The following is a 24,419-nucleotide window of genomic DNA, read 5'->3' as shown; positions in this document are numbered from 1 at the left end:
CTGGTGGCCGGGATCACGCGGCCTGCGACTGCGCGTCCTTCTGCTGGCGCTTGTAGTAGCCCGCCGAGCGCAGTTCTTCCGGATCGAAGTCGTCCACGGTGATCGTTTCCAGGGTGAGCGTGCGCAGCTCTTCGAGCAGGGTGCGTTCGTCCTGGGTGATCACACCTTCGGCCACGGCTTCGTCCAGCTGGGTAACGAAGTCCAGCGCCTCGATGCCCTTGGTCTTGAGCGCCTTGATGAACTTGCGCTCCACCGGCTCGGCCATGATCGCCTTGGACAGGTAGCTGTTGATGCGGCCACCCGGGTTGTTCTCGCACGGGGTCAGGAACACGCCACTGGCCAGACGGTCGCGGGCCTCGTTGGGCGCCATCAGCAGCGCGGCCACGCGGTGGCCGAGGCGGTCGCCCGGGGCTTCGGCACGGCGGCCGAACGGGAAGATCAGCGCCCACATCAGCCAGCCGATCGGGCGCACCGGGAAGTTGCGCAGGGCGGCCGACAGCGATTCTTCGATCTTGTGCACGCTGTCATGGAAGGCCCAGGCCAGCAGCGGCTGGTCGGCGGCCGGGGCGCCTTCGTCGTGGTAACGCTTGAGCATGGCGCTGGTCATGTAGATGTGGCTCAGCACATCGCCCAGGCGGCCGGACAGCGATTCCTTGAACTTCAGCTTGCCGCCCAGCGTCATCATCGAGATGTCGGCCATCAGCGCCAGGTTGGCCGAGTAACGGTCCAGCTTGCGGAAGTAGCGGCGGGTGTAGGCATCGCCCGGGGCGGCACCGAAACGGGCACCGGTCAGGCCGAACCAGAACGAACGCACGGCGTTGGAGATGCCGTAGCGGATGTGGCCGAACAGGCTGCGGTCGAATTCCTGCAGGCCGGCGCGGGTGTCCGGATCCTGCGCGGCCTTCATTTCCTTGAGCACCCACGGGTGGCACAGGATCGCACCCTGGCCGAAGATCAGCAGGCTGCGGGTCATGATGTTGGCGCCTTCCACCGTGATCGCGATCGGCGCGGCCTGCCAGCTGCGGCCGGCGAAGTTGCGCGGCCCCAGGATGATGCCCTTGCCGCCGATCACATCCATCACGTCCGAGATCACTTCACGGCTCATGGTGGTGCAGTGGTACTTGGCGATGGCCGACGGCACCGACGGCACGTCGCCGCGGTCCACCGCCGCCGCCGTGGCCTGGCACAGCGCGCTGATCGCGTAAGCCTTGCCACCGATGCGGGCGAGCGCTTCTTCCACGCCCTCGAAGCGGCCGACCGACAGGCCGAACTGCTTGCGGATGCGGGCATAGGCACCGGTCACCACCGCACCGGCCTTGGCACCGCCACTGGCGGTGGAGGGCAGGGTGATGGAGCGGCCGACGGCCAGGCACTCGTTGAGCATGTTCCAGCCCTTGCCGGCCTTCTCGGCGCCGCCGATCAGCTGGGTCAGCGGGATGAAGACATCCTTGCCGCGGATCGGGCCGTTCTGGAAGGTCGAGTTGAGCGGGAAGTGGCGACGGCCGATTTCCACGCCGGCGGTATCACGCGGCAGCAGCGCCAGGGTGATGCCGATGTCGCGGGTGCTGCCGATCAGGCCATCCGGGTCGTACATGCGGAAGGCCAGGCCGATCAGCGTGGCCACCGGGGCCAGGGTGATGTAGCGCTTGTCGAAGGTGAGCTTGACGCCGAGCACCTGCTCGCCGTTCCACTCGCCCTTGCAGACGATGCCGTAATCGGGAATCGAGGTGGCGTCCGAGCCGGCGAACGGACCGGTCAGGCCGAAGCAGGGCACTTCACGGCCATCGGCCAGGCGCGGCAGGTACTGGTCCTTCTGTTCCTGGGTGCCGTAATGGTTGAGCAGTTCACCCGGGCCCAGCGAGTTGGGCACGCCGACGGTGGAGCTGACCACGCTCGACACCGAGGCCAGCTTCTGGATCACCTTGTGGTGGGCCAGCGCGCTGAAGCCCAGGCCGCCGTATTCCTTCGGAATGATCATGCCGAAGAACTTGTTCTTCTTGATGAAGCTCCACAGCTCCGGCGGCAGGTCGGCGTAGACGTGGGTGATTTCCCAGTCGTTGACCATCTTGCACAGCTCTTCGACCGGGCCGTCCAGGAACGCCTGTTCCTCAGCGGTGAGCTGCGGCTTGGGGTAGTTGAGCAGGATGTTCCAGTCCGGGTCACCGGTGAACAGCTCGCCTTCGAAACCGACCGAGCCGGTTTCCAGCGCGATGCGCTCGGTCTGCGACAGCGGCGGCAGCACCTTGCGGAACACCTTCATCATCGGCGCGGTCAGCAGCGGCTTGCGGATGAAGGGCAGCAGCAGCGGCACGGCGATCACGGCGACGATGGCCGCGGCCACGATCGTGGCGGTCTGGTTGACGTACGGGATGAACCAGCAGGCGGCCAGCAGCACGAGGCTGATGATCGTCCAGGTGATCAGGCGCATCCGGTGGTAGGCGACGAACGCACCTGCCAACAGGACGACGAGGAAGGGAACGACAATGCTCATGAGCGTGCTCCGGTGACGTGCTCGGTAATGGCGGACGATGCGACGGCGGAGGCCGAGGGCAACACGTCCAGATAGTCCAACACAGTAGCGGTAAAGGCGTTGTTGTCATCACCGGCGACCATATGCGTGGCCTCCGGCAGCTGCACGTGGCGTGCATGTGGCACCAACGCGAGGAACTCGGCCACCGTCTGCGGGGTGACCAGGGTGCTGCGGCCACCGCTGACCAGCAGCAATGGGCATTTCACCTGGCGCGCTGCGTCGGCGAGCGCGTCCTGGTGGTGTTCACTGTCACGCGCCAGTTCGGCGACCAGGCGCGGGTCCCAATGCCAGCGCCAGCGGCCGTGACCGTCCTCGCGCAGCAACGCGCGCAGGGAATCGTCCGACTTGCGCGGGCGGTGCGGCAGGTAGGCGGAGATCACATCGGCCGCCTGCGCCAGCGAGGCAAAGCCGTCGGGGTGTGCGGTCATGAACATCAGGATCTTTTCGACCCCGGCGGTGTCCCAGCGCGGGGTGATGTCCACCAGCACCATCGCCGAGAACAGGCCCGGCCAGCGCGACTCGGCCAGCAAACCGAACAGGCCGCCCATCGAGGCGGCGATCAGGATCGGCGGCTGCGCCTGCTCGCCGGCCAGCACGATCAGATCATCGGCGAACTGTTCGCCGTGGTAAGGGCGTTCGGCCGGATTCCAGTCTGAATCGCCATGGCCGCGTGCGTCGTAGGACAGGGTCTGGTAACCGGCGTCGACCAGCGCGGCCGCGGTGGCATTCCAGGCATGCCGGGTCTGGCCGAAGCCGTGGGCGAACAGCACGGTGCCGCGACGCCCCGGGCCCGACCGGGTGGCGGCCAGCACGGCGTCGTGCGCGCCGGTCAGTCGCTCATCGTCAAAACGGGGCAGAGTAGAAGAAGGAATGACCATACTCGCTAGTATGGACCTGCCCTGTGCGATGTCAATACTTGGGAGTATGGTGGGGACATCCCTTGTGCGGCGAGGCTCCAGGCGCCCCTGTGTGCATTGACGTACTGCAACCAACCCCGGCGTATGGTTAAATCCACCTATGAATGAACCCGAAGCTTCCGCCGGCGAGCCACGTGCCGGCCGCAACAGCCGCCTCAGTGCCGAAGACTGGGCCCAGGCCGCACTGGATCTGATTGCCGAACAAGGCGTGGGCGCGGTTGCGGTGGAACCGCTGGCGCGGCGCCTGGGTGTCACCAAAGGCAGCTTCTATTGGCACTTCCCCTCGCGCGATGCGTTGCTGCAGGCCGCGTTGGAGCGCTGGGAGCTGTTCGAGCAGGAGCAGGTGTTCGGCAGCCTGGCCGATGTGACCGACCCGCGCGTACGCCTGCGCCAGCTGTTCCAGGTGGTGGCGCATGAAGTGCAGCCGCACATCATCTACAGCGAACTGCTCAAGGCGCTGGATCACCCGATGGTGCGCCCGGTCATCGACCGTGTCTCGCACCGCCGCCTGGAGTACCTGGTCGCCTCGTTCCGCCAGGCCGGCCTCAGCCGCACGGATGCGCAGCACCGTGCACGCCTGGCCTATGCCGCCTATGTCGGCTTCCTGCAGCTGTCGCTGCAGTTGCAGCAGCCCAAACAGGCCCGCGAAGATTTCGAGGCCTATGTGGAGCACGTGATCGAGACGCTGATCCCGCTGGGGTGATCTGATCGCTGCAGGCAAGCAGAAGGCCGCGGAAACGCGGCCTTTTTTGTATGCGGCCGTTGGACGGGGCCGCGCGTCGCCACAAAAAACAACGGCCCCTTTCGGGGCCGTTGCATCAGACGTTGTTGATCAGTGGATCGATCAGAACTTCTGCGAGTACTTCATGTACAGGAAGCGACCGATGTCGTAGCCGCCGTAGTACGAGAAGTTCGAGTTCGGCTGCGAGGTCATCATCGGGCCGACCTTGTTGAACACGTTGTTGGCGCCCACGGCGACGGTGGCATTCCACGGGGTGGCATAGGACACCTGCACGTCGTGGAAGGTCACTGCGCCCAGCTCGGTCTGCGGCGAGATCACGCCCAGGGTGTCCGGTGCGCTGTAGGTGGGCAGGGTGCAACGCGTGGGGAAGCGGCAGCTTTCCTTGGTGCCGGAGAAGTAACGCACGTTCCAGTTGACCGACAGGTCGTTCATGCTCCAGCCCAGGCCCAGGTTCGAGCGCACGCGGAAGAATGCACCGAAGCCATTGTTCTGCGACGGCACGGCGTCCACATCGTCCGTGGACTTCTCTTCGTACTTGCCCACGTACGTGGTCGACGACTTGGCCGAGAAGCGGCCGAAATCGGTGTCACGGCTGTAGCTGATGTCGAAGTCGAAGCCTTCGGTTTCGGTGTAACCGGCGTTGCGGTTGCCGTAGTTCAGGGTGCCCACGATGTTGCCGTTGTTCGGGTCACGGCTGAACATCGAGCAGCGCGATTCGATCAGGCGGACATAGCAGTCTTCCATGATCAGGTTCGGGCTGTCGCTGACGATCGTGTTGTCGATGCGGATGCTCCACCAATCCACACCCACGCTCAGGCCGGTGACGTAGCTCGGGCTGTACACGAAGCCGACCGTCTTGGACTCGGAGGTTTCCGGGGTCAGGTTCGGGTTCGAGCCGGAGTTGAACGGCACCGGGCTCTGTGCGGCACGGCCGGTCGTCGGGACGAAGCCCTGCGACAGCTGGCGGTAGCCCTGGCCGACATCCTGGACGCAGCGTGCGCTGCCGCGGACGTCGCCGTAGACGCTGTCGCACGGATCGACGAAGTTGGTCGGGAAGGTCTGCGAGGTGCCGCCGTACAGATCACCGATGGTCGGGGCGCGGAAGCCCTCGGCATAGGTGGCACGGACCAGCAGGTCGTCGATCGGACGCCACTTCAGGCCGAACTTGTTGTTGGTGGTGTCACCGAAGCTGGTGAAATCCGAGTAACGGGTGGCCACGTCCAGGGTCAGTTCCTTGGCGAACGCCAGATCCGCCAGGATCGGGATGTTCAATTCCAGGTAGAACTCATCCAGGGCGTAGGAACCCTTGGTCGGACCGGACGCCAGGTTGGTCGAGTCACCCGACTGGGCGATCGCATCCGGGTTGAACGCACCGCTTTCCTTGCGGTATTCATAGCCGACCGCGAAGCCCAGGTCGCCCGCCGGCAGCGGCACGATGGTGCCGGACAGGTTGGCGAAGTAGTTGTGGGTGGTGGTCTTGCCGGTGGCGTGTTCTTCGCGGAACAGGTAGTTCTGCACGTTCGGATCGCCCAGCGAGTACTGGTCGCTGCCTGCGCCGTAGCCGGCATACGGGTTCCACGGCACGCAGCCGGCGATCTCGTTGCCCGGGGTGCCGCAGACGACCTGGCCGGAGGAGTTGAGGAACGACGGACCCACAGCCGCGGCGACGGCCGGGATGTAGAAGTTGCCGTTGTTGATCAGCAGGCTGTCGTTTTCGTTGTACAGCGCGCCGACATCCCAGTTGAAGAAGCGGTCACCGATTTCGAACGAACCTTCCAGTGCCGCGGCGAAACGCCAGGTGGTCAGGGTCGAATCGGTGGTACGCGGGACTTCCCAGCCACGGCGACGGAAGTCGACGTCGTTGGTCTGCGAGTACAGCGGGTTGCCATCAGCATCGACGAAGCTGGCGACGTCGGCCTGGTACAGGTCACGATTGCCGTTCGGGTTGAAGTAGCTGCCATTGCTGACCAGGGTGCGGCTGCCATCCGGATTGGTCTGATAGACCGCGCCGGCCATCGGCACGCCGAAGGCGGACGACTGCAGCGGGTAACCGGCGATCTGACGCTGCGACTGGCGCTTGGTGTAGGACAGGTCCGTGGTGAAGCGGACGTTGTCGGTGATGTCGTAGTTGCCGCTGACGAACAGCGAACGACGCTCCAGCGGGGTCAGCAGGTGCATCTGATCGGACGAACGGCTCTGATCCGCAGCGGTCTGCGGGTGGAAGTCGTTGGCACCGATGGCATCGCTGCCCTGATTGGCGACCGACCAGCCGGCGCTGCGGCGGACCGGGTTGCCCTGGGCGTTGAGCACCAGCGCGCCCGCAGCATTGCGGTTGAACTGGTTGGCAAAGCGGTTGTAGTTACCGTACTGGCCGACCGGGGTCAGCGAGGAGGCCGGATCCCAATCCGGGTAGGTGTCGGCCGTGAACGGACGATCCTTGGCCCACACGCCTTCTTCCTTGTGGTACTCGGCGCCGACGGTCAGCGAGCCGCGGTCACCGGAGAAGCCCATGACGAAGTCGTAGGTTTCCTTCTCGCCATCGCCCTGGCTGTACTGGCCCTTGTAGACGTTCGCTTCCAGGCCGTCGAAGTTCTTGCGGGTGATGATGTTGATCACACCGGCCATCGCGTCCGAACCGTAGATCGACGAGGCGCCGTCCTTCAGCACGTCGATGCGCTCGACCATCGAGGTCGGGATGATGGAGATGTCCTGGTAGCCGTCCGGGCTGATGCCCAGGCGCTTGCCATTGACCAGCACCAGCGTGCGCTGTGCGCCCAGGTTGCGCAGGTCGATGTACTGACCACCGGCTTCCTGGTTGGAGGTCAGCGGCGAGGCGCGGCTGAAGTTCGGGCTACCGGCGGCCGAAATGTTCTGCAGGATGTCGCCGACCGAGCTGAAGCCCTGGTTCTGGATATCTGCACGCGAGATGGTCAGCACCGGCTGCGCGGTCTCGACGTCAACCTGGCGGATGCGCGAACCGGTGACCGAGATGCGGTCCAGATTGGTGGTGCCAGTGGCTTCCTGGGCGACGGCGCTGCCGGTGCCGGCAGCGCTGGCGATCAGCGCGAGGACGACGGCGTCACGCAGTTTGTTGCTGTTGCGATTCATTGGGCTCTCTCTCCAAGTTGACTTGGGTGCAACGTGTTGGGATGGGCTTCAGCGCGGGGACGAAAGGCGTTCCCAATCCGTGAAGCTGACTCGATAGTAACCACGTGCAACTAAAAATTAAAGAGCCGTTAATGTTCCATGTGATTTAGGTGAAATTCGGCAAAGCCTTTGCAGCATAAGGCTCTAAGCGATATCTGCCGCCCAAAACGTCTCATTTGTTAAGATTTTTGTTAAAAAAATTTCACCCTGAATGGGCCGTGTGCGCCCTTGACAGGCAGCCCAAACGAAAAAGGGCGCCTCGTGGAGGCGCCCTTTGGATGACGTGTATTGACGGGTCGTCGCAACGACAGGTCAGAGATCCTGCTCGTACCGCACGTAGGGGACGGTGCCCTCGTCCGTGCTCTCGTTGCGGGGGGCGAACGGGTTCTTGCCGCGGGTGACCACGTTCTCGGCGCCCACGGTGAGCTGCCCGCTCCACGGCGTGCGCCAGGTCAGGCCGACCCCCAGGCCTTCCCACTTGCCGGGCTGGCCCGGAACATCGACCACGCGGCCGATGATGTTGCCGCTGAAGTTGCCATAGCCGGCACCGATGGTGAGGCTCTTGCTGTCCCAGCGGTCCACGATCGCCGGCGAGGCGTCCGCGATGGGGACCAGACGCGCCTTGGCATAGGTGCCGCCGATCGAGACGAAGCCCTCGCGGCCGATGTTCTTCTGCCCGAAGACGGTCAGGTCGTTCTGTTCGGCGCGCAGCGAAGGCGATTTGTTCGGGCCAGCCAGCCACGCGGGCAGGGTGTCGCGGCCGCTGCCGGCGGTGATGCCCACGCGGCCGCCAGGCCGGTTGAACGCGGCGGTGCCACTGACGCGGCGGCTGAGCGTGTTGTCTTCCTCATCGCCCAGTGTCGCCAGCATGCAATGGCTGGCCAATCCGCTGATGCTCGTCCCGCGACTGCTGTTGCACAGCAGACCCAGCGAGTCACCCGAGGACAGGCCGAAGGCCGCGTCCAGGGAGCTGCGGCCGAAATGCCAGCGCGCACCGACCGCCTGCTCGCCGGTGGGTTCCAGATACAGCAACGCCTCCACCTTGCCGCTGCCCTTGTTCCAGACCGGCAACACGGTGCCGTCCTGCTTGCCCTTGGCCTGCGCATGCGCGCCCGAGATCGCGCCTAGGGCGATCATCAGGGCCAGCGGTAGACGCAGAAGGGAATGCATGGGAACTCTCAGACAAGCGCGGTGAACACAAGTTCCCGCCGAAGCGGGACATTGATCCTAGGGCGTTTATGATTTCTTAACAAGTCTTGGTTCTCCCCAGAACAAAACGCTTGCCAAGTTTACTGAAGCCGTTCAGGTGCCGGCGAGGATACATCCATCTCGCGGAACAGTATGTCGAATTCCGTCAACGGAAAGTGATACTCCTGCCCGCAGAATTCGCACCGCACTTCCACCGCGCCGGTTGGCTCGGCGGCAGCCCGGGCCTCTTCCTCGCCAATCGACTGCAACATGCCTGCCACCCGCTCGCGCGAGCACGAACAGGCGAAGCGCAGGGCCTTGTCGCCGAGCAGTTCCGGCGTCTCTTCATGGAACAGGCGGTGCAGCAGATCGTGGCCCGGTACCTCCAGCAGTTCCTGCTTGCCCAGGGTCTCGAACAGCGCGCTGGCACGCGACCAGCCGTCCTGGTCGCCTTCATCGCCCGGCAGCTTCTGCAACAGCAGGCCTGCGGCGCGGGTGCCGTCGGCGGCCAGCAGCAGCCGGGTGGGCAGCTGTTCGGACTGGCGGAAATAATCCTCGAAGGCTTCGTCCAGACCGGCTGCGGTCAGGCCGACCAGGCTCTGGTAGCGCTGCGGTTCGCGCGGGTCCAGGCCGGGGTTTTCGATGGTGATCGCCAGCAGCGCGTCCTCGCCCAGCGCGGTCAGGTCGCGCGGGGCGTCGCCGCCGCCGTCGGCCAGCTGGACGATGCCGCGCAGCGTGCCGGCCGCGGTGCACTCGGCGAACAGGGTACGCATCGCGGTGTTGCTGCGCAGCTGGATCGACAGGCGGCCATCGACCTTGGTGTGGCCGGTGAACAGCGCCGAGGCCACGCTGGCCTCGCCGAGCAGTTCAGCGGCGCCCGGCGGATAGACCGCGTGGGACAGGATCTCCCGCCAGGTGTCATCGAGGTGCACGTGCACGCCGCGGACGCCGGCATCGGGGAGCAGGAAACGGACAAGGGAGTCGGATTGGGCGGTCATCGGTTCGGTGGCTGCGCGAAAGGAGTGCCGGTTGCCGGATAATGCGCCGACAACCGTGCAAGTAAAGGATGCACCAGTAATGGGGGCAGAGCGCAGCAACCTCAAGGTCGAGCCGGACCTGGAACCGTCACGTCCGCGCCGCTGGCACTGGAAGCGCCTGCTGTGGCTGCCGGTACTGTTTGTCGCCTTCAGTGTGCTGCAGGTGCTGGCCCTGCGTTTCATCGACCCGCCGGTGTCCAGCGTGATGCTGTGGCGCTACGGCGAAGCGTTGGGGGAGGGCGACTGGAGCTACCGGCTGCACTACCAGTGGCGCGACTTGGACCAGATGGCGCCGAGCCTGCCGATTTCGCTGGTGGCCGCCGAGGACCAGCGCTTCCCGGAGCACAACGGCTTCGACCTGCAGGCCATCGAGAAGGCGCGCGACCACAACGCACGCGGCGGCCGCCTGCGCGGGGCCAGCACGATCAGCCAGCAGGTCGCCAAGAACCTGTTCCTGTGGCAGGGCCGCAGCTGGATCCGCAAGGGCCTGGAGGTCTGGTACACCGTGTTGATCGAAGCGCTGTGGCCGAAGTCGCGGATCCTGGAGATGTACGCCAACATCGCCGAGTTCGGCGACGGCATCTATGGCGCGCAGGCCGCGTCCCGGCAGTACTGGAACAAGGACGCGTCGCGGCTGAGCCCGGCCGAAAGCGCGCGGCTGGCAGCGGTGCTGCCATCACCGCGACGTTACAACGCGGCCCAGCCCGGGCCCTACGTCCAGCGCCGCGCGACATGGATCCAGCGGCAGGCGCGGCAGTTGGGCGGGAGTGGTTACCTCAGCGAGGATTGAGCGTTCATGAACGTGATTGGCTGACGCTACAATCGCCGCATGAACAGCCCACGCCTGACCGTCGTCGTCGCCGCCCACAATGAAGCGCTTGCCTTGCCGATGCTGCACCCACGGCTGCGTGCGGTGCTCGATGGACTGGAAGGTATCGACGGCCGCGTGCTGTATGTGGACGACGGCAGTACCGATACGACATGGGACGTCATGCAGGGATTGGCCGCTGCCGACGGCTGCGTCGGCGTGCTGCGGCTCTCCCGGAATTTCGGCAAGGAAGCGGCGCTCACCGCCGGGCTGGATTTCGTCGACGACGGTGCGGTGATGATCCTCGATGCCGATGGCCAGGATCCGCCGGAACTGATTCCCGAGTTCGTCGCGCTGTGGCAACAGGGCTATGACAACGTGTACGGCACGCGCCTGGTGCGCGATGGCGAAAGCTGGCTCAAACGGTCTACAGCCAAGGCGTTCTACCGGGTGATCGGGCGGCTGTCCAAGACACCGATTCCGGCCGATACCGGCGACTTCCGCCTGTTGTCGCCGCGCGCGCTGCAGGCGCTGGGTCAGCTGCGTGAGCGCCACCGCTTCATGAAGGGGCTGTTCGGCTGGGTGGGCTTCCGGCGCAAGGCCCTGCCTTACCACCGCCATGCGCGGCTGGTCGGGGAGAGCAAATTCGGGTTCTGGCGGCTCTGGAACTTCGCGTTGGAAGGGATCACCGGCTTTTCGACCGCGCCGCTGCGGGTGACCACCTATCTGGGCCTGGCAGCGGCGAGTTTCGCGTTCCTGTTCGCGCTGGTCGTGGTGCTGAAGGCCGCGCTGTACGGCGACCGTGTCGCTGGGTGGCCAACGATGATGGCGGTGATCCTGTTCCTTGGCGGGATACAGCTGATCGCGCTGGGCCTGATCGGTGAATACCTGGGCCGGCTGTACGAAGAATCCAAACAGCGCCCGCTGTACCTGATTGACACCTGGCAGGCCCCGTTCGTGGCAGACTCGGCCCTGCATCCCATCGGTGGAGAGCAGCGAGATGACCACGGTACGACAGCTGTTGGAAGGCAAGTCCCCTGAGGTATTCGCAGTCGCCCCGACGTCGGCGGTGATCGACGCCATCCGGTTGATGGCTGAAAAGGGCATCGGCGCGGTTCTGGTGATGGAAGGCCGGCACCTGGTCGGCATTCTGTCCGAGCGCGATTACGCGCGGAAGATCGTGCTGCACGAACGCTCCTCACGCACAACCGAAGTCCGCGAGATCATGACCCCCAAGGTGGTGACCGTCGCGCCAGGCGAGCAGGTCGAGCACTGCCTGCAACTGGTGACCGATTACCGCATCCGCCACCTTCCGGTGGTCGATGGCAACGGGGTCCTCGGCGTGATCTCGATCGGCGACCTGGTCAAGTCGGTGATCGACGAACAGGCACAGAAACTCGATCAGCTCCAGCAGTACATCGTCGCCGGTTGAGCGTGGATCCTTGCTGGCCGGCATGCCGGCCATGAGTCGGCATCCGGCCAGAATGGGCCGGAATCACTTGGCGTAGCGGCCACCGCAGTTGCTGTCCTCGCCCGGCCCGGTTTCGATCGTCGCCAGCAGCGCGGCGGGCGGGGCAATGCTGCCCAGCGCCAGGGCGATCGCCCCGCGGATGCCCAGCGCCTTGAAGTCCGGCCGGAACGAGGGATCCTTGAAGGTTCCGCCGATGCGCAGCGGCGAGCGCAGCGCCAGGATGCTCATGTCCTTCGGGCGCGGTCGCAGCAGCAGATCCAGCTGTTCCTGTTTCAGATCCACCTTGCCCTCGCCAAGGATCAGGGTGTCGGTGGTATCGAAGGCGAGCGAACGCGACTGCATCACGCCGTTGGTCACCCCGAAGTCGCCCCACGCGCAACGCAGTGGAATCTGCTTGTCACCGGTGAACAGGAACTTCACCGATTCGGCGACATCCAGCCCGGCCAGTTCCATGATCAGATTGCCGACATGGCCGCGGCCGATGCCGACCGCCACGGTGCCATCGGAGCTGCCAAGCATGGCCGCGACGGAGTTGCCCTGGCCGGTCAGGTTGACGTCGCCACTGATACCGCCGGAGGCCTGCTCGGCCAGCTTCGCATCGGGGAACAGCTTGCCCAGCTGCACCTTGCGGATGGTGGCCTGCAACTGCGTGGAAATGGCCTGCTTGCGGGCATCCATCCGGATCGTGCTGCGGATATCGCCGCCGGCCACACCAAAGTTGAGCGGTTCCAGGCGCAGCAGCCCGTCGTTGAGCTTGAGGTGCGCATCCATGTCATCCAGCGGCAGGGCCGGCGAGTTGATCCGTTGCGCTTTCCAGCGCACATCGGCATCCATCGCGCGCAGCTTGGACAGGTTGTAGGGTGTATCCGGCAGTACCTTGGCACGGGCCGCCAGCGCGGCTGCCTTCGCCTTCTGCTCGGCATTGGCCGATTCCCCCGCGCCGGTCTTCGGCGGCGCCCCGATGAAGCCGGCCAGGTCGTCGAAGTCCAATCGCTTGGACACCAGATCCGCCTTCAGGAATGGCCGGTCACCGCTCACATCGATCTGCGCGGTCCCGCCCAGATCGCTGTCACCGGCCGTGCCCGTGAAATTCTCATAGCGCCAGATCGCGTTGTCGCGCTTGAGCTGTCCCTTGAGCTTGTACGGCGGCGTGGAGGGCATGGCGACCCCGATCAGCGGGTACAGATCCTCCATATCCTGGCCACTCAGCATCAACTCCAGATTGAACACCCGCAACTGGAAAGGATTGGTCAACGTCCCACTGGCGATCGCATGCGTATTCCCGGCGCGCCCATCCAGATGGATGCGGAACGGATGGCCGGTATTGGTCAGCTCGAGCGGCGACTCGGTATTGCCCTCCAGCGAGAACGGATTGCCCTGCCAGCGCCCTTTGCCCTTCACCAGCAGCGGCGGACCACTGTCCTTGTCGCGTGGCTTGCCACTGTCGAGCGACACCAGCACATCGGTCCGGCCCGCCGCATCCCGGAACTGCAGCCGCCCATCATCGACCAACAACCGCTGCAGCACCGGCGGATCACCGTCGCTCGGCCCCAGGAAATCCCAATTGCCCGGCTGATTCTTCTCCGGCGCGGTTTCCAGCAACAGATCCGGCCGCGTCAAGCGGATCTCCGGAATCCGCACCTGCCCACGCAGCAGCGGCCACACCCGCAGATCGATCTCCACCCGATCCGCCGTCGCCATCTGCGGCTGCTTGGCCCACGTCGCATTGGCAAAGGTCAGCCCATCACCGCGCAGCGTCGTCACCCGACCCAGATCGACATCCAGATCGCCCGTGATATGGAACTCACGCCCGGTCTTGGCCTGCACCGCCCGCTCCACCGGTCCCTTGAACCAGTTCCAATCCCACAATGCGATCAGGATCAACAGCGCAGCGAACAGAAACACCAGGATCGCCAACCACCGCTGCCCCCGCTTGCCAGGACGACGCCAGCGCCAGCGGGAACGGGAAGGGGCATCGGACGGAACAGGGGAGGGCACAGTATTCACCTCCCCATGGTTGCCCTTGCATCGTGCAGGCAGCGCGAAGCATTGGTAAGGGTACTGTCAGGGTGAGGCGTGTCGACCGTCGGCGCCGCCGTTGTCGATGACTGCTCCAGGCGCGGTGCGTCGGCCATGCTTGGCATCCGGTCCAACCAGGATTCTGACCTTCTCAGGCCACCGGCCAAGGGTGAGCGGGGCGGTGCGGGTGGGTTGGCGGGACCATGAGCGCCATGGATGGCGCGACATGAGCCTCCAGGGACGGATTCACGGCGTGTCCCGCCGACCCACCCGTGCCGACCCCGCCTGGCGCATTCCTGACGCCCGAGTCGCTCTTGGTCTTGCTCTTGCCGTTGCCGTTGCCGTTGCCGTTGCTGTTGCTAGTCCTGGTGCTAGTGCTAGTGCTAGTCCTAGTGCTAGTGCTCTCGCTGGTCCGGGTGCCGTCGCACTTGCCTGGCAGAAAACAGCACTCAGAGAATCTGCGCCGTCACCGCAACGAAGTGGCACACACTCCCACCGATCACGAACAGATGCCAGATCGCATGCGAATACGGCACCGACTCCCGGTGATAGAACACCGTCCCCAACGTATAGAACACCCCGCCGGCCAACAGCCACCCCAGCGTCCACGCATCCAGCGAATGCCACATCGGCTTGATCGCCACCATCACCATCCAGCCCATCGCGATATAGATGATCGTCGACAGCAGCTTGAACCGGCCCGTGTAGAACAACTTGAACACCACCCCGAACAGCGCCAGCGCCCAGATTGCCGTGAACATCCCCCAGCCCCACGGACCCCCGCGCAGACCGATCAGCGTGAACGGCGTGTACGTACCGGCGATCAACAGGTAGATCGCACAGTGATCGAACACCTTCAGCCGGCCCTTGGCGACCGGATGCTGGATCGCGTGATAGAGCGTGGACGCCGTATACAACAGCAACAGCGCCACCCCGAATACGATCGCACTGGCCAGCTGCCAGCCGTCGCCGTAGATGGCGGCCAGGGTGATCAGTACTGCACTGCCAGCCAGTGCAGCGACGGCGCCAAGCCCGTGGGTCAGGGCGCTGGCGATTTCTTCTCGAACGGAAACGACAGAGGTCATGGCGATGATCGGAGTGCGGGGAGGGGGAGCCCGCTCCCCCCTATCATCGCCGCGATGGCGCGCGCATGCACGCGCGCCTGTTCAGCCGGTAGACCGGTCGAGCGATCAGCTGACCGAGATGCTGTGCGCTGCTTCGCGGGTGGCCGCGAAGCGAACATCCGGCGCGCGCTCCTGCGCCAGCTGCAGGTTGACCCGCGTCGGTGCCAGATAGACCAGCTGGCCGGCGGCATCGATGCTCAGGTTGCCGGCGTTCTTCTCGCGGAACTCCTCCAGCTTCTTCTCGTTGCTGCAGGTGACCCAGCGCGCCGTGGTCACACTGACCGGCTCGAAGGTGGCTTCCACGCCGTACTCGTCCTTCAGGCGATACGCCGCCACATCGAACTGCAGCACACCCACCGCGCCCAGGATCAGGTCGTTGCTCATCAGCGGGCGGAAGAACTGCGTCGCGCCCTCTTCGGAGAGCTGCGCCAATCCCTTCTGCAACTGCTTGAGCTTGAGCGGATCGCGCAGGCGTGCGCGGCGGAACAGTTCCGGCGCGAAGTTCGGGATGCCGGTGAAGCTGACCGCTTCGCCCTCGGTGAAGGTGTCACCGATGGAGATCGTGCCGTGGTTGTGGATGCCGATCACATCGCCCGGCCATGCCTCGGCGGCGATCTCGCGGTCGCTGGCCATGAAGGTCAGCGCATTGGCCAGCTTCATTTCCTTGCCGGTGCGCACATGGAAGGTCTTCATGCCGGCCACGAAACGGCCCGAGCACACCCGCATGAAGGCCACGCGGTCGCGGTGCTGCGGGTCCATGTTGGCCTGGATCTTGAACACGAAGCCGGTCAGCTTGTTTTCCTGCGGCGCGATGATGCGGCCAGTGGTCGCGCGCGGCTGCGGTGACGGTGCATGCTCGACGAAGAAATCCAGCAGCGGCTGCACGCCGAAGTTGTTCACACCCGAGCCGAAGAACACCGGCGTCTGCTTGCCGGCCAGGTAGGCCTCCACGTCGAACGGATGGCTGGCGCCCTGCACCAGCTCCAGCTCGTCACGCAGGTCGGCCAGCATGCGCTCACCGATCTTCTCGGCCAGTCCGGGCGAGTCGATCGAGGGGAAGATGGTCGAATCCTGGCGGGTGAAGTTGCGGCCCTGCTCGTACAGGTGCACCTCACCGCTGATCAGGTGGACCACGCCCTTCAGGCGCTGGCCCATGCCGATCGGCCAGGTGACCGGCGCGCACTGGATGCCGAGCACGCTTTCCACTTCATCCAGCAGATCGATCGGCTCCTTGCCCTCGCGATCGAGCTTGTTGATGAAGGTCATGATCGGGGTGTCGCGCAGGCGGCAGACTTCCATCAGCTTGATGGTGCGCTCTTCCACGCCCTTGGCCACGTCGATCACCATCAGTGCCGAGTCCACCGCGGTGAGCACGCGGTAGGTGTCCTCGCCAAAGTCGGCGTGGCCGGGGGTGTCGAGCAGGTTGACGATCTTGCCTTCGTACGGGAACTGCATCACCGAGGAGGTGACCGAGATCCCGCGCTCCTTTTCCAGGGCCATCCAGTCGGAGGTCGCATGGCGCGCGGCCTTGCGGCCCTTGACCGAACCGGCCATCTGGATCGCACCGCCGAACAGCAGCAGCTTTTCGGTCAGCGTGGTCTTGCCGGCGTCAGGATGGGAAATGATGGCGAAGGTGCGGCGGCGCGCAGCTTCGGTAGCGACTTCGGACATGGCGTGACGCGCCCGCCCGGGGCGCTTTTCATGGAGATAAGCCGCCCAGTATAACGGGGGCGGGCGTAGCCGGGGTCAGGGCAGGGCGGATGCGCCGGCCTCGTCCGTTGTCCGGGCGAAGTGCAGCTCGCCGTGTGGGCTGACGATCCGTGCCGGGATCGAGCGCAGCCGCATGCCCGCATTGACCTGGACCGCGAAGTGCAGGTGCGGCGCGGCGCTGTAGCCGGTGTTGCCCGAGAGCCCGATCCGCTGCCCCGCCTGGACCTGCTCGCCCGGGCGGACCAGTACGCCGTGGTGCTGCAGGTGGGCATACACCGCCATGCTGCCGTCCTCATGCAGCACCCGCACCAGGTTGGCCCGGCCCAGATCGTGGTCCCGGTCCTGCCCATTGCCCTGATACCCGGCCTGGACCTGCATGACGGTTCCTGCCCGCGCCGCGAGCACGGGCGTGCCCTCGGGCAGGGCGAAGTCGATGGCCTCGCGGTTCTCTGCATCGTTGTGGCTGAACTGCCCCTGCGGTGCCTGGCTGACCTGGATGCGCGCGGCATCGAACGGCAGGAGGTAGGTCACATTCTGCGGGCGCGCACCGGGGTCGCCCGGAACGGCCGTCAGATCCAGGCGGAGCGTGGTACTACCGGCCGGCGGCTGCAGGCGGGTCACCACGACGCTGGCGCCGGCGGCCACTACCGTCTGAACGGGTAGCCCCGGCAGCGCGGGGGCGCCGGCGGCGGCGCGCAGTTCGACCTGGACCGGCCCGGCCACGCGGTTGTCGACCCGGGCCTGCCAGCGGTCTCCAGCCCCTTCCAGGGTCAGTACGGCCAGGGCCGGCACCGGCGCGCCAGCGGTGCGCTGCGCCGGGGCAGCGGTTGCAGGCCGGTCGGCCCGCCAGCCGTTCCGCCAGTTCGCCCCCGGGCCGGCCCAGGCGTTCAGCACCGGCATCATCATCAGAATCACCGCGGTGAAACGTAAGCAGCGCAAGGCGTCGGCCGGTCAGGGAGGATCCCGGAGTATGCGCGACTGATGATCATCTGGAATATATATCGCTTCATGCCGATGAAGGGATTGACATGGGCCGGAAGCGCTGGCATCGTGGCTCCACCATCGAGACCGGCAGAGGGACAGGCCCTTTGAAGCCGGGGCAGCCCGCAGACGCGAAAGCGACCTGCGTAGGTGCCAAATCCTGCGGAGACCGTTGGTGTCTTCCGAAAGATGGTTCGAACCGTGCACCGTGCGTGCGCTTCGAACGCGAGCTCCGCGAAAGCTCGATGGCCGACTCCTACTTTGGATACCGCCATGCGCTTCGCCACCGCCGCCCCTGTCGCCACCGACTCCTTCGCCCCGCTCAGCGTCCCCGTCGACGCCGGGCTGAACGCCGTGCGCGGCGATATCGCGGCGGTACTGTCGATGCGTCACGGCGGACCGCGGCCGGTACGTCTGCGCTACGAATGCGTCGGCCGTGCCGATGCGCCGGTGGTGGTGCTGGCCGGCGGCATCTCCGCGCACCGCCATGTGGCGGCCAATGCCGAATTCCCCGAAAAGGGCTGGGCCGAGGGCCTGGTGGCCGCAGGTCGCGCGCTGGATCCGGCCTCGCTGCGCATCCTGGCGTTCGATTTCATCGGCGCCGACGGCGCGCTCGACCTGCCGATCGATACCGCCGACCAGGCCGATGCGCTGGCCTTGCTGCTCGACCATCTTGGCATCGCCCGCCTGCAGTGCTTCGTGGGCTACTCCTACGGCGCGCTGGTCGGCCAGCAGTTCTCGATCCGTCACCGCCAGCGCGTACAGAAGTTGATCGCGGTGAGCGGTGCGCATCGCCCGCATCCGTATGCCGCGGCCTGGCGTGCGCTGCAGCGCCGTGCGGTTGCGCTGGGCCAGCTTCAGTGCGCCGAGAGCCACGGGCTGTCGCTGGCGCGCCAGTTCGCCATGCTCAGCTACCGCACGCCGGAAGAATTCGGCGAACGCTTCGATGCCGCGCCGGAAGTGGTCAACGGCCGCGTGCGCGTTGCCGCCGAAGACTATCTGGATGCCGCCGGTGCGCAGTACGTCGCCCGCACCCCGGTCGATGCTTACCTGCGCCTGTCCGAATCCATCGACCTGCACCGCATCGACCCGGCCGCCATCCAGGTGCCGACCGTCGTGGTCGCTGTGGAAGGCGATCGCCTGGTCCCGCTGGCCGACTGCGTCGGCCTGGTCGAGGGGCTGGGCCCGCGCGGCAGCCTGCGCGTGCTGCGCTCGGCGTATGGCCACGACGCCTTCCTGAAAGAAACCGATCGCATCGACGCGATCCTCGCCACCGCTTTTCGATCCCCCGGAGAAACCGCATGAGCCGTTCCGCTGGTACCGAGCCGTCCTGTAGCCGCGTCACCGCCGCCGTGCGTGCCGGCATCGACCGTGACACCGCCCACGGCGCGGTGACCCCGCCGATCGTGCTGTCCTCGAACTTCAGCTTCGATGGCTTCGGCAACAAGCGCCAGTACGACTACACGCGCAGCGGCAACCCGACCCGCGATCTGCTCGGTGAAGCGCTGGCCGAACTGGAAGGCGGCGCGGGCGGGGTGATCACCTCCACCGGAATGGGCGCGATCAATCTGGTGCTCAATGCGCTGCTGCAGCCCGGCGATACGCTGGTGGTGCCGCACGATGCGTACGGCGGCAGCTGGCGCCTGTTCAACGCATTGGCGAAGAAGGGCCACTTCGGCCTGATCACCGCCGACCTGACCGACCCGCGCTCGTTGGCCGACGCGCTGGCGCAGTCGCCGACGCTGGTGCTGATCGAAACCCCGTCCAACCCGCTGCTGCGCATCACCGACCTGCGCTTCGTCATCGATGCCGCGCACAAGGCCGGTGCCAAGGTAGTCGTCGACAACACCTTCCTGTCCCCGGCGCTGCAGCAGCCGATCAGCTTCGGTGCCGATCTGGTGCTGCACTCCACCACCAAGTACATCAACGGTCACAGCGATGTGGTCGGCGGGGCGGTGATCGCGCGTGATCCGGCGGTGCACGAGCAGCTGGTGTGGTGGGCCAACGCGCTGGGCCTGACCGGTTCGCCTTTCGATGCCTTCCTGACCCTGCGTGGCCTGCGTACGCTGGGTGCACGCCTGCGCGCACACCAGGAAAACACGGCGGCCGTGGTCGAGCTGCTGGCCGCCAGCGATGCAGTCGCCAGCGTGTACTACCCGGGCCTGGCCGATCACCCCGGCCACGCCATCGCAGCCCGTCAGCAGAGCGGCTTTGGCGCGATGCTGTCCTTCGAACTGGCCTCGTGCCCGGGCGAGGATCCGCATGCGGCGGTGCGCGCCTTCGTGGATGGCCTGCGCTGCTTCACCCTGGCCGAATCGCTGGGCGGCGTGGAAAGCCTGGTCGCGCATCCGGCGACCATGACCCACGCGGCGATGACCCCGGAAGCGCGTGCGCACGCCGGGATCAGCGAAGGGCTGCTGCGCCTGTCGGTCGGTATCGAGTCACCGGAAGACCTGGTGGCCGATCTGCAGGCTGGGCTGGAACGCGCCCAGGTTGTGATCGATCAGCACCGCGATGTGCAGCGCCGTAAACAGGTGGATGCATGAGCGCGGTGCTGAACCTGCCGCTGGCGGCCCATCGCAAGCTGGCCCTGCTCGGTACCGGCACGGTCGGCACCGCGTTCGTGCAGCGGTACGCCGCGCTGCAGGATCGCGGTGTCACGCTGCCCTCGTTCTCGTGGCTGGCCAACTCACGCACGGCGCGTGCCTGCGAACAGACCCCCGCGGATGAGCTTGCACAGGCCAACCTGGCCGCGCGCGGTGCGGTCGCATTGCAGCCGTGGGCGGAAGCCGAGGGCCTGCAGCGGGGCGATGTGGTGGTCGATGCGACCGCCAGTGACGACGTAGCCAACTGGCACGAACAGTGGCTGGCACGGGGCGTGCACGTGGTGACCGCCAACAAGCTCGGCCAAGGCGCACAGTTGGCCCGTGCGCAGGCCATCGCCGACAGCGGCCAGCAGGGTGACGCGCGCTATGGCGACAGTGCCACCGTGGGCGCAGGCCTGCCGCTGCTGAGCAGCCTGCGCGCGCTGGTCGCCGGCGGCGACCGCATCCATCGCGTGGAGGGCGTGCTGTCCGGTTCGCTGGCGTGGTTGTTCCATCATTACGATGGCCAGCGTCCGTTCTCTGCGTGGGTGCGGGAGGCGGCCGAGGCCGGCTACACCGAGCCGGACCCGCGGGTGGATCTGTCCGGCGAAGATGTCCGTCGCAAGCTGTTGATCCTGGCGCGCGCCAGCGGCATTGCGTTGCGTGCCGAGCAGGTGCAGGTTGCCTCACTGGTGCCGGATGCACTTGCTGGGCTGTCCCCGGCGGATGCGTTGGCGCAGCTGACGCTGCTGGATGCACCGCTGCAGCAGTATTGGCAGCAGGCCAACGACCAAGGTGGGTGCCTGCGCTTCGTCGGTGGCTTCGATCACGACGGTGCGTCGGTGGGGCTGCGTGTGCTCCCGCGCGACCATCCGCTGGCCGGCGGCGCGCAGACCGACAACCGGGTGGCGATTCATAGCGACCGGTATCACGCCCAGCCGCTGTTGATCCAGGGGCCGGGCGCCGGGGCGGAGGTTACCGCCGCCGCCTTGCTGGACGACGTGCTGGCGATCGTGCGGCGCTGATTGCCGCGCGATCCCAGCAAGGCACACGGTAGCGCCAGGGGTGGGCTTGCTGCGTCGGCGGATAATGGTGAGGACGGCGGCTGCCACGCATGGCGTGGCACTACCGGGGTGGTGGGCAGGTCAGTCGTGTTGTGAGATTGCCTTCAGCAGTGCCGCATTGAACCGGTCCGGGTCCTGCACCTGTGGCGAGTGGCCGAGGTCTTCGAAGCTCACCAGGGTGGCGCCTGGGATCGCTGCCGCCGCCGCTTTGCCCAGCGCAGGGTAGTTGCCGAGCGTCGCTTTCAGGGCGGGCGGTGCCAGATCGCGGCCGATTGCAGTACGGTCGGTCTGGCCGATGAACAGCGTGGTTGGCACGGTCAGCCTGGGCAGCTCATGAACCACCGGCTGGTTGAACACCATGTCCGAGGTCAGCGCCTGGCTCCATGCCACCGCCTGTTTGCCGGGGCCGTCGTACATGCGTGACTGCATGCGCACCCATTGCTCGTACTCGGGCTTCCACTGGCCGTTGTAATAGACGTCGAGCTGGTACGTCTTGATGCTGTCGAAGCTGGTCTTCAGCTCGCCCGCATACCAGGCGTCGATGCTGCGCCATGGCACGCCCTTGGCCTTCCAGTCTTCCAGTCCGATCGGGTTGACCAGCGAGAGACTGAGGGTGCGCTGCGGATACATCAGCGCGAAGCGGGCCGCGAGCATGCCTCCCATCGAATGGCCGACGATGTGCAGCTTGCCTTCGCCGTAGCCCAGATGCTCCAGCAGCGCTTCGGTATTGGCAGCCAGCTGGCCGAACGAGTATTGATAGCGCTCGGGCTTGCTCGATTTGCAGAAGCCGATCTGATCCGGCGCGATCACCCGGTAACTGGCCGCACTCAATGCCGCGATGGTGTCCTTCCAGGTGGCCGCACAGAAATTCTTGCCATGCAGCAGCACGACCGTCCCGGCGAAGCCTTTGCCACCGGCGGGCACGTCGATGTAGGCCATCTCCAGCGGCTGGCGCTGGGACTCGAACCGGAAGATCTTCACGGGGTACGGATAGTCGAAGCCTTCCAGCCGCGGGCCGTAAGTCTCAGCGGCGAAGGTGGTCAGCGGCAGGTAGGCAAGCAGGGCGGCGGCCAGGATGCGCATGGCAGTCTCCATGGGGGGAAGTCCTGACTGTACCGGAGCGGCCGTGCAGGCGTACCGACGATGCCACCGGGAGCAGCCGACCAACGGTCGGCTCTACATCCGAGCGGCCGTGCAGGCGTACCGACGATGCCACCGGGAGCAGCCGACCAACGGTCGGCTCTACATCCGAGCGGCCGTGCAGGCGTACCGACGATGCCATCGGGAGCAGCCGACCAACGGTCGGCTCTACCGCCGGGGGCGGTGGATCAGCACTCGATGACGTTGACCGCCAGCCCGCCGCGGCTGGTTTCCTTGTACTTGTCCTGCATGTCGCGGCCGGTGTCGCGCATGGTCTTGATGACCTTGTCCAGCGAGACCTTGTGCTTGCCGTCGCCGCGCATGGCCATGCGTGAGGCATTGATCGCCTTGACCGCGCCCATCGCATTGCGCTCGATGCAGGGAATCTGCACCAGCCCGCCGATCGGGTCGCAGGTCAGGCCGAGGTTGTGTTCCATGCCGATCTCGGCGGCATTCTCGATCTGGCTCGGGTTGCCGCCGAGCGCGGCGACCAGGCCGCCGGCGGCCATCGAGCAGGCCACGCCCACTTCACCCTGGCAGCCCACTTCGGCACCGGAGATCGAGGCGTTTTCCTTGTACAGGATGCCGATCGCCGCCGAGGTCAGCAGGAAATCGAACACACGCTGTTCGTTGGCACCGGGGCAGAAGCGGTCGAAATAGTGCAGCACCGCTGGCAGTACGCCGGCTGCGCCGTTGGTCGGTGCGGTCACCACGCGGCCACCGGCGGCGTTTTCTTCGTTCACGGCCAGCGCGTACAGGTTGACCCAGTCCAGCGTGGTCAGCGGGTCGCGCATCGCCGCTTCCGGCTTGGAGGACAGTTCGCGGTACAGCGCCGGGGCGCGGCGTGATACATGCAGGCCGCCGGGCAGGGTACCTTCCTGACGGATGCCGCGCTCCACGCAGGCCTGCATGGCGCTCCAGATCTCGCGCAGGCTGTCGCGGATCTCGTCCTCGGTACGCCAGCACTTTTCGTTCTCGAACATCATCTGGGCGATGCTCAGGCCACTGCGGGCGGTCTGCGCGAGCAGCTCATCGCCGCTCTTGAACGGGTAGGGCAGCGGGGTTTCATCGGGCACGATGCGGTCATCGGCCGCGTCATCCTGGTTGACCACGAAACCGCCGCCGACGGAGTAGTAATCGCGCGTGGCGATCACCTGCTCGTCCGCACCGTAAGCCGTGAAGCGCATGCCGTTGGTGTGGTACGGCAGCTTCTGGCGCTTGTTCAGGCCCAGGTCGCGCTTCTCGTCGAAGGCGATCTCGTGCTGGCCCATCAGGCGGATGCGCTTGCTGCTGCGGATCCGGTCCAGCGTTTCGGGGATGATGTCCGGATCGATCAGGTTCGGGCGCTGGCCTTCCAGCCCGAGCAGCACGGCCTTGTCGGTGCCATGGCCACGGCCGGTCAGGGCCAGCGAGCCATAGACGTCGGCGCGGATGCGCACCACGTCCTGCAGATGGCCCGGATCGAGCAGCCAGCGGTGCACGAAACGTTCGGCAGCCTTCATCGGTCCTACGGTGTGCGAAGAACTCGGGCCAATGCCGATCTTGAAAACGTCGAACGTGCTGACAGCCATGATTGCCAAACTGCGGGTATCGGATGGAGCGCTATTCTATGCTGTCGCAGGCGCCAGCCTTGAGTGCGGCGCAACATTTCCCAAGGTGGGTGGCCCGGTGTTTACCTTGTTCCAGCGTGATGACTGCCAGTTGTGCGACCAGGCCCTGGCGGTGCTGGCGCAGGCCCGGGTGGCCGATCTGGACAGTGTGTTCATCGATGACGCCCCCGCGCTGGAGGCCCGCTACGGGCTGAGGGTGCCGGTGTTGCGCGATGCGCGGGGCCGCGAGCTGGACTGGCCGTTCGATGTGGCGGCGGTAGACGCCTGGATCCGGTAGAGCCCCGCCCGGGGGGGGGGGGGCGCGGACGGGGGAAGGAGCCGGCCGGCCGCCCCACGGGGCGGAGAC

Annotated in this window: 19 protein-coding genes and 1 riboswitch; of the genes, 8 read left to right on the top strand and 11 right to left on the bottom strand. The window is 66.1% G+C overall.

Going from position 1 to position 24,419, the window contains the following annotated elements; genetic code table 11:
• Window positions 1-13 precede the first annotated feature (13 nt).
• Window positions 14-2,491 carry an acyl-CoA dehydrogenase gene (locus tag ABE571_RS13975; protein WP_346463275.1) on the bottom strand — a complete coding sequence of 826 codons (2,478 nt, stop codon included), beginning with the start codon at window positions 2,489-2,491 and terminating at the stop codon, window positions 14-16.
• Entirely contained in the window at window positions 2,488-3,408 is a 921-nt protein-coding gene (locus tag ABE571_RS13970) for an alpha/beta hydrolase (protein ID WP_346493861.1), read from the bottom strand. The genes ABE571_RS13975 and ABE571_RS13970 overlap by 4 nt, the downstream gene beginning before the upstream one ends.
• Before the next feature lie 139 nt (window positions 3,409-3,547).
• On the opposite strand from ABE571_RS13970, the gene ABE571_RS13965 reads away from it, so the two are divergent.
• The gene (locus ABE571_RS13965; RefSeq protein WP_019185113.1) at window positions 3,548-4,150 is read left to right on the top strand and encodes a TetR/AcrR family transcriptional regulator; all 603 of its coding nucleotides are present in this window, start codon (window positions 3,548-3,550) and stop codon (window positions 4,148-4,150) included.
• 141 nt (window positions 4,151-4,291) lie between these two features.
• On the opposite strand, the gene ABE571_RS13960 is transcribed toward ABE571_RS13965, so the two are convergent.
• The 3 genes from ABE571_RS13960 to ABE571_RS13950 form a co-directional block, all read right to left on the bottom strand.
• Window positions 4,292-7,297 carry a TonB-dependent receptor gene (locus ABE571_RS13960; protein ID WP_346466102.1) on the bottom strand — a complete coding sequence of 1,002 codons (3,006 nt, stop codon included), beginning with the start codon at window positions 7,295-7,297 and terminating at the stop codon, window positions 4,292-4,294.
• A gap of 351 nt (window positions 7,298-7,648) precedes the next feature.
• On the bottom strand, window positions 7,649-8,473 hold the full coding sequence (locus tag ABE571_RS13955; protein ID WP_183073752.1) for a hypothetical protein: 825 nt from the start codon (window positions 8,471-8,473) through the stop codon (window positions 7,649-7,651).
• 152 nt (window positions 8,474-8,625) lie between these two features.
• Window positions 8,626-9,522: an Hsp33 family molecular chaperone HslO gene (locus tag ABE571_RS13950; protein WP_313219748.1), complete on the bottom strand. Its 897-nt coding sequence runs from the start codon at window positions 9,520-9,522 to the stop codon at window positions 8,626-8,628.
• Window positions 9,523-9,601: 79 nt separating this feature from the next.
• Between ABE571_RS13950 and mtgA the strand changes: the two genes are divergently transcribed.
• Genes mtgA through ABE571_RS13935 form a run of 3 tightly spaced genes read left to right on the top strand, consistent with a single transcriptional unit; the run spans window position 9,602 to window position 11,801 of the window.
• On the top strand, window positions 9,602-10,351 hold the full coding sequence (gene mtgA / locus ABE571_RS13945; protein WP_346493859.1) for a monofunctional biosynthetic peptidoglycan transglycosylase: 750 nt from the start codon (window positions 9,602-9,604) through the stop codon (window positions 10,349-10,351).
• A gap of 39 nt (window positions 10,352-10,390) precedes the next feature.
• Window positions 10,391-11,410 carry a glycosyltransferase family 2 protein gene (locus ABE571_RS13940; RefSeq protein ID WP_313219749.1) on the top strand — a complete coding sequence of 340 codons (1,020 nt, stop codon included), beginning with the start codon at window positions 10,391-10,393 and terminating at the stop codon, window positions 11,408-11,410.
• Window positions 11,370-11,801 (top strand): CBS domain-containing protein, encoded by a 432-nt coding sequence (locus ABE571_RS13935; protein ID WP_313212927.1) that lies wholly within the window; start codon window positions 11,370-11,372, stop codon window positions 11,799-11,801. Before ABE571_RS13940 ends, ABE571_RS13935 begins: the two co-directional genes overlap by 41 nt.
• 63 nt (window positions 11,802-11,864) lie before the next feature.
• On the opposite strand, the gene ABE571_RS13930 is transcribed toward ABE571_RS13935, so the two are convergent.
• From ABE571_RS13930 to ABE571_RS13915, 4 genes are all read right to left on the bottom strand, one after another.
• A complete protein-coding gene (locus tag ABE571_RS13930; protein ID WP_346463279.1) occupies window positions 11,865-13,847 on the bottom strand; it encodes an AsmA family protein in 1,983 nt (660 codons plus the stop codon).
• A gap of 461 nt (window positions 13,848-14,308) precedes the next feature.
• The gene (locus tag ABE571_RS13925; RefSeq protein ID WP_172407499.1) at window positions 14,309-14,950 is read right to left on the bottom strand and encodes a hemolysin III family protein; all 642 of its coding nucleotides are present in this window, start codon (window positions 14,948-14,950) and stop codon (window positions 14,309-14,311) included.
• Between the two features lie 99 nt (window positions 14,951-15,049).
• The gene (locus ABE571_RS13920; RefSeq protein ID WP_313210984.1) at window positions 15,050-16,654 is read right to left on the bottom strand and encodes a peptide chain release factor 3; all 1,605 of its coding nucleotides are present in this window, start codon (window positions 16,652-16,654) and stop codon (window positions 15,050-15,052) included.
• A 75-nt stretch (window positions 16,655-16,729) separates the two neighbouring features.
• Window positions 16,730-17,599 (bottom strand): M23 family metallopeptidase, encoded by an 870-nt coding sequence (locus ABE571_RS13915; RefSeq protein ID WP_313210990.1) that lies wholly within the window; start codon window positions 17,597-17,599, stop codon window positions 16,730-16,732.
• Window positions 17,600-17,749: 150 nt separating this feature from the next.
• Window positions 17,750-17,870: riboswitch (SAM riboswitch) on the top strand.
• Between the two features lie 77 nt (window positions 17,871-17,947).
• Here ABE571_RS13915 and ABE571_RS13910 point away from each other — a divergent pair.
• From ABE571_RS13910 to ABE571_RS13900, 3 genes are read left to right on the top strand one after another with little or no spacing between them, the layout of a single operon-like run.
• Window positions 17,948-18,979, top strand: a complete 1,032-nt coding sequence (locus ABE571_RS13910; RefSeq protein ID WP_346493857.1) for a homoserine O-succinyltransferase — start codon at window positions 17,948-17,950, stop codon at window positions 18,977-18,979.
• The gene (locus ABE571_RS13905) at window positions 18,976-20,220 is read left to right on the top strand and encodes an O-succinylhomoserine (thiol)-lyase (RefSeq protein ID WP_313210980.1); all 1,245 of its coding nucleotides are present in this window, start codon (window positions 18,976-18,978) and stop codon (window positions 20,218-20,220) included. The genes ABE571_RS13910 and ABE571_RS13905 overlap by 4 nt, the downstream gene beginning before the upstream one ends.
• A complete protein-coding gene (locus ABE571_RS13900; RefSeq protein ID WP_313210978.1) occupies window positions 20,217-21,284 on the top strand; it encodes a homoserine dehydrogenase in 1,068 nt (355 codons plus the stop codon). The genes ABE571_RS13905 and ABE571_RS13900 overlap by 4 nt, the downstream gene beginning before the upstream one ends.
• A gap of 120 nt (window positions 21,285-21,404) precedes the next feature.
• On the opposite strand, the gene ABE571_RS13895 is transcribed toward ABE571_RS13900, so the two are convergent.
• Both ABE571_RS13895 and ABE571_RS13890 read right to left on the bottom strand, forming a co-directional pair.
• Window positions 21,405-22,406, bottom strand: coding sequence for an alpha/beta hydrolase (locus ABE571_RS13895; RefSeq protein ID WP_313219784.1), 1,002 nt, complete (start codon window positions 22,404-22,406; stop codon window positions 21,405-21,407).
• A gap of 245 nt (window positions 22,407-22,651) precedes the next feature.
• A complete protein-coding gene (locus tag ABE571_RS13890; protein WP_346463283.1) occupies window positions 22,652-24,034 on the bottom strand; it encodes an L-serine ammonia-lyase in 1,383 nt (460 codons plus the stop codon).
• Between the two features lie 97 nt (window positions 24,035-24,131).
• On the opposite strand from ABE571_RS13890, the gene ABE571_RS13885 reads away from it, so the two are divergent.
• Window positions 24,132-24,350, top strand: coding sequence for a glutaredoxin family protein (locus tag ABE571_RS13885; protein ID WP_346493855.1), 219 nt, complete (start codon window positions 24,132-24,134; stop codon window positions 24,348-24,350).
• Window positions 24,351-24,419: the final 69 nt, after the last annotated feature.

The organism is Stenotrophomonas sp. TWI273 (genome assembly GCF_039674765.1).
In the GTDB taxonomy this organism is placed as follows: domain Bacteria; phylum Pseudomonadota; class Gammaproteobacteria; order Xanthomonadales; family Xanthomonadaceae; genus Stenotrophomonas.
Note: the sequence above shows the minus strand (reverse complement) of the source record. Positions and strands in the feature narration are given on the sequence as shown.

Coding starts and splice junctions, on each gene's coding strand:
- ABE571_RS13950 (WP_313219748.1), bottom strand. CDS start 9,522: ATGACCGCCCAATCCGACTCCCTTGTCCGTTTCCTGCTCCCCGATGCC.
- ABE571_RS13960 (WP_346466102.1), bottom strand. CDS start 7,297: ATGAATCGCAACAGCAACAAACTGCGTGACGCCGTCGTCCTCGCGCTG.
- ABE571_RS13965 (WP_019185113.1), top strand. CDS start 3,548: ATGAATGAACCCGAAGCTTCCGCCGGCGAGCCACGTGCCGGCCGCAAC.
- ABE571_RS13940 (WP_313219749.1), top strand. CDS start 10,391: ATGAACAGCCCACGCCTGACCGTCGTCGTCGCCGCCCACAATGAAGCG.
- ABE571_RS13920 (WP_313210984.1), bottom strand. CDS start 16,654: ATGTCCGAAGTCGCTACCGAAGCTGCGCGCCGCCGCACCTTCGCCATC.
- ABE571_RS13915 (WP_313210990.1), bottom strand. CDS start 17,599: ATGATGATGCCGGTGCTGAACGCCTGGGCCGGCCCGGGGGCGAACTGG.
- ABE571_RS13970 (WP_346493861.1), bottom strand. CDS start 3,408: ATGGTCATTCCTTCTTCTACTCTGCCCCGTTTTGACGATGAGCGACTG.
- ABE571_RS13975 (WP_346463275.1), bottom strand. CDS start 2,491: ATGAGCATTGTCGTTCCCTTCCTCGTCGTCCTGTTGGCAGGTGCGTTC.
- ABE571_RS13900 (WP_313210978.1), top strand. CDS start 20,217: ATGAGCGCGGTGCTGAACCTGCCGCTGGCGGCCCATCGCAAGCTGGCC.
- ABE571_RS13890 (WP_346463283.1), bottom strand. CDS start 24,034: ATGGCTGTCAGCACGTTCGACGTTTTCAAGATCGGCATTGGCCCGAGT.
- mtgA (WP_346493859.1), top strand. CDS start 9,602: ATGGGGGCAGAGCGCAGCAACCTCAAGGTCGAGCCGGACCTGGAACCG.
- ABE571_RS13955 (WP_183073752.1), bottom strand. CDS start 8,473: ATGATCGCCCTAGGCGCGATCTCGGGCGCGCATGCGCAGGCCAAGGGC.
- ABE571_RS13895 (WP_313219784.1), bottom strand. CDS start 22,406: ATGCGCATCCTGGCCGCCGCCCTGCTTGCCTACCTGCCGCTGACCACC.
- ABE571_RS13910 (WP_346493857.1), top strand. CDS start 17,948: ATGCGCTTCGCCACCGCCGCCCCTGTCGCCACCGACTCCTTCGCCCCG.
- ABE571_RS13935 (WP_313212927.1), top strand. CDS start 11,370: ATGACCACGGTACGACAGCTGTTGGAAGGCAAGTCCCCTGAGGTATTC.
- ABE571_RS13905 (WP_313210980.1), top strand. CDS start 18,976: ATGAGCCGTTCCGCTGGTACCGAGCCGTCCTGTAGCCGCGTCACCGCC.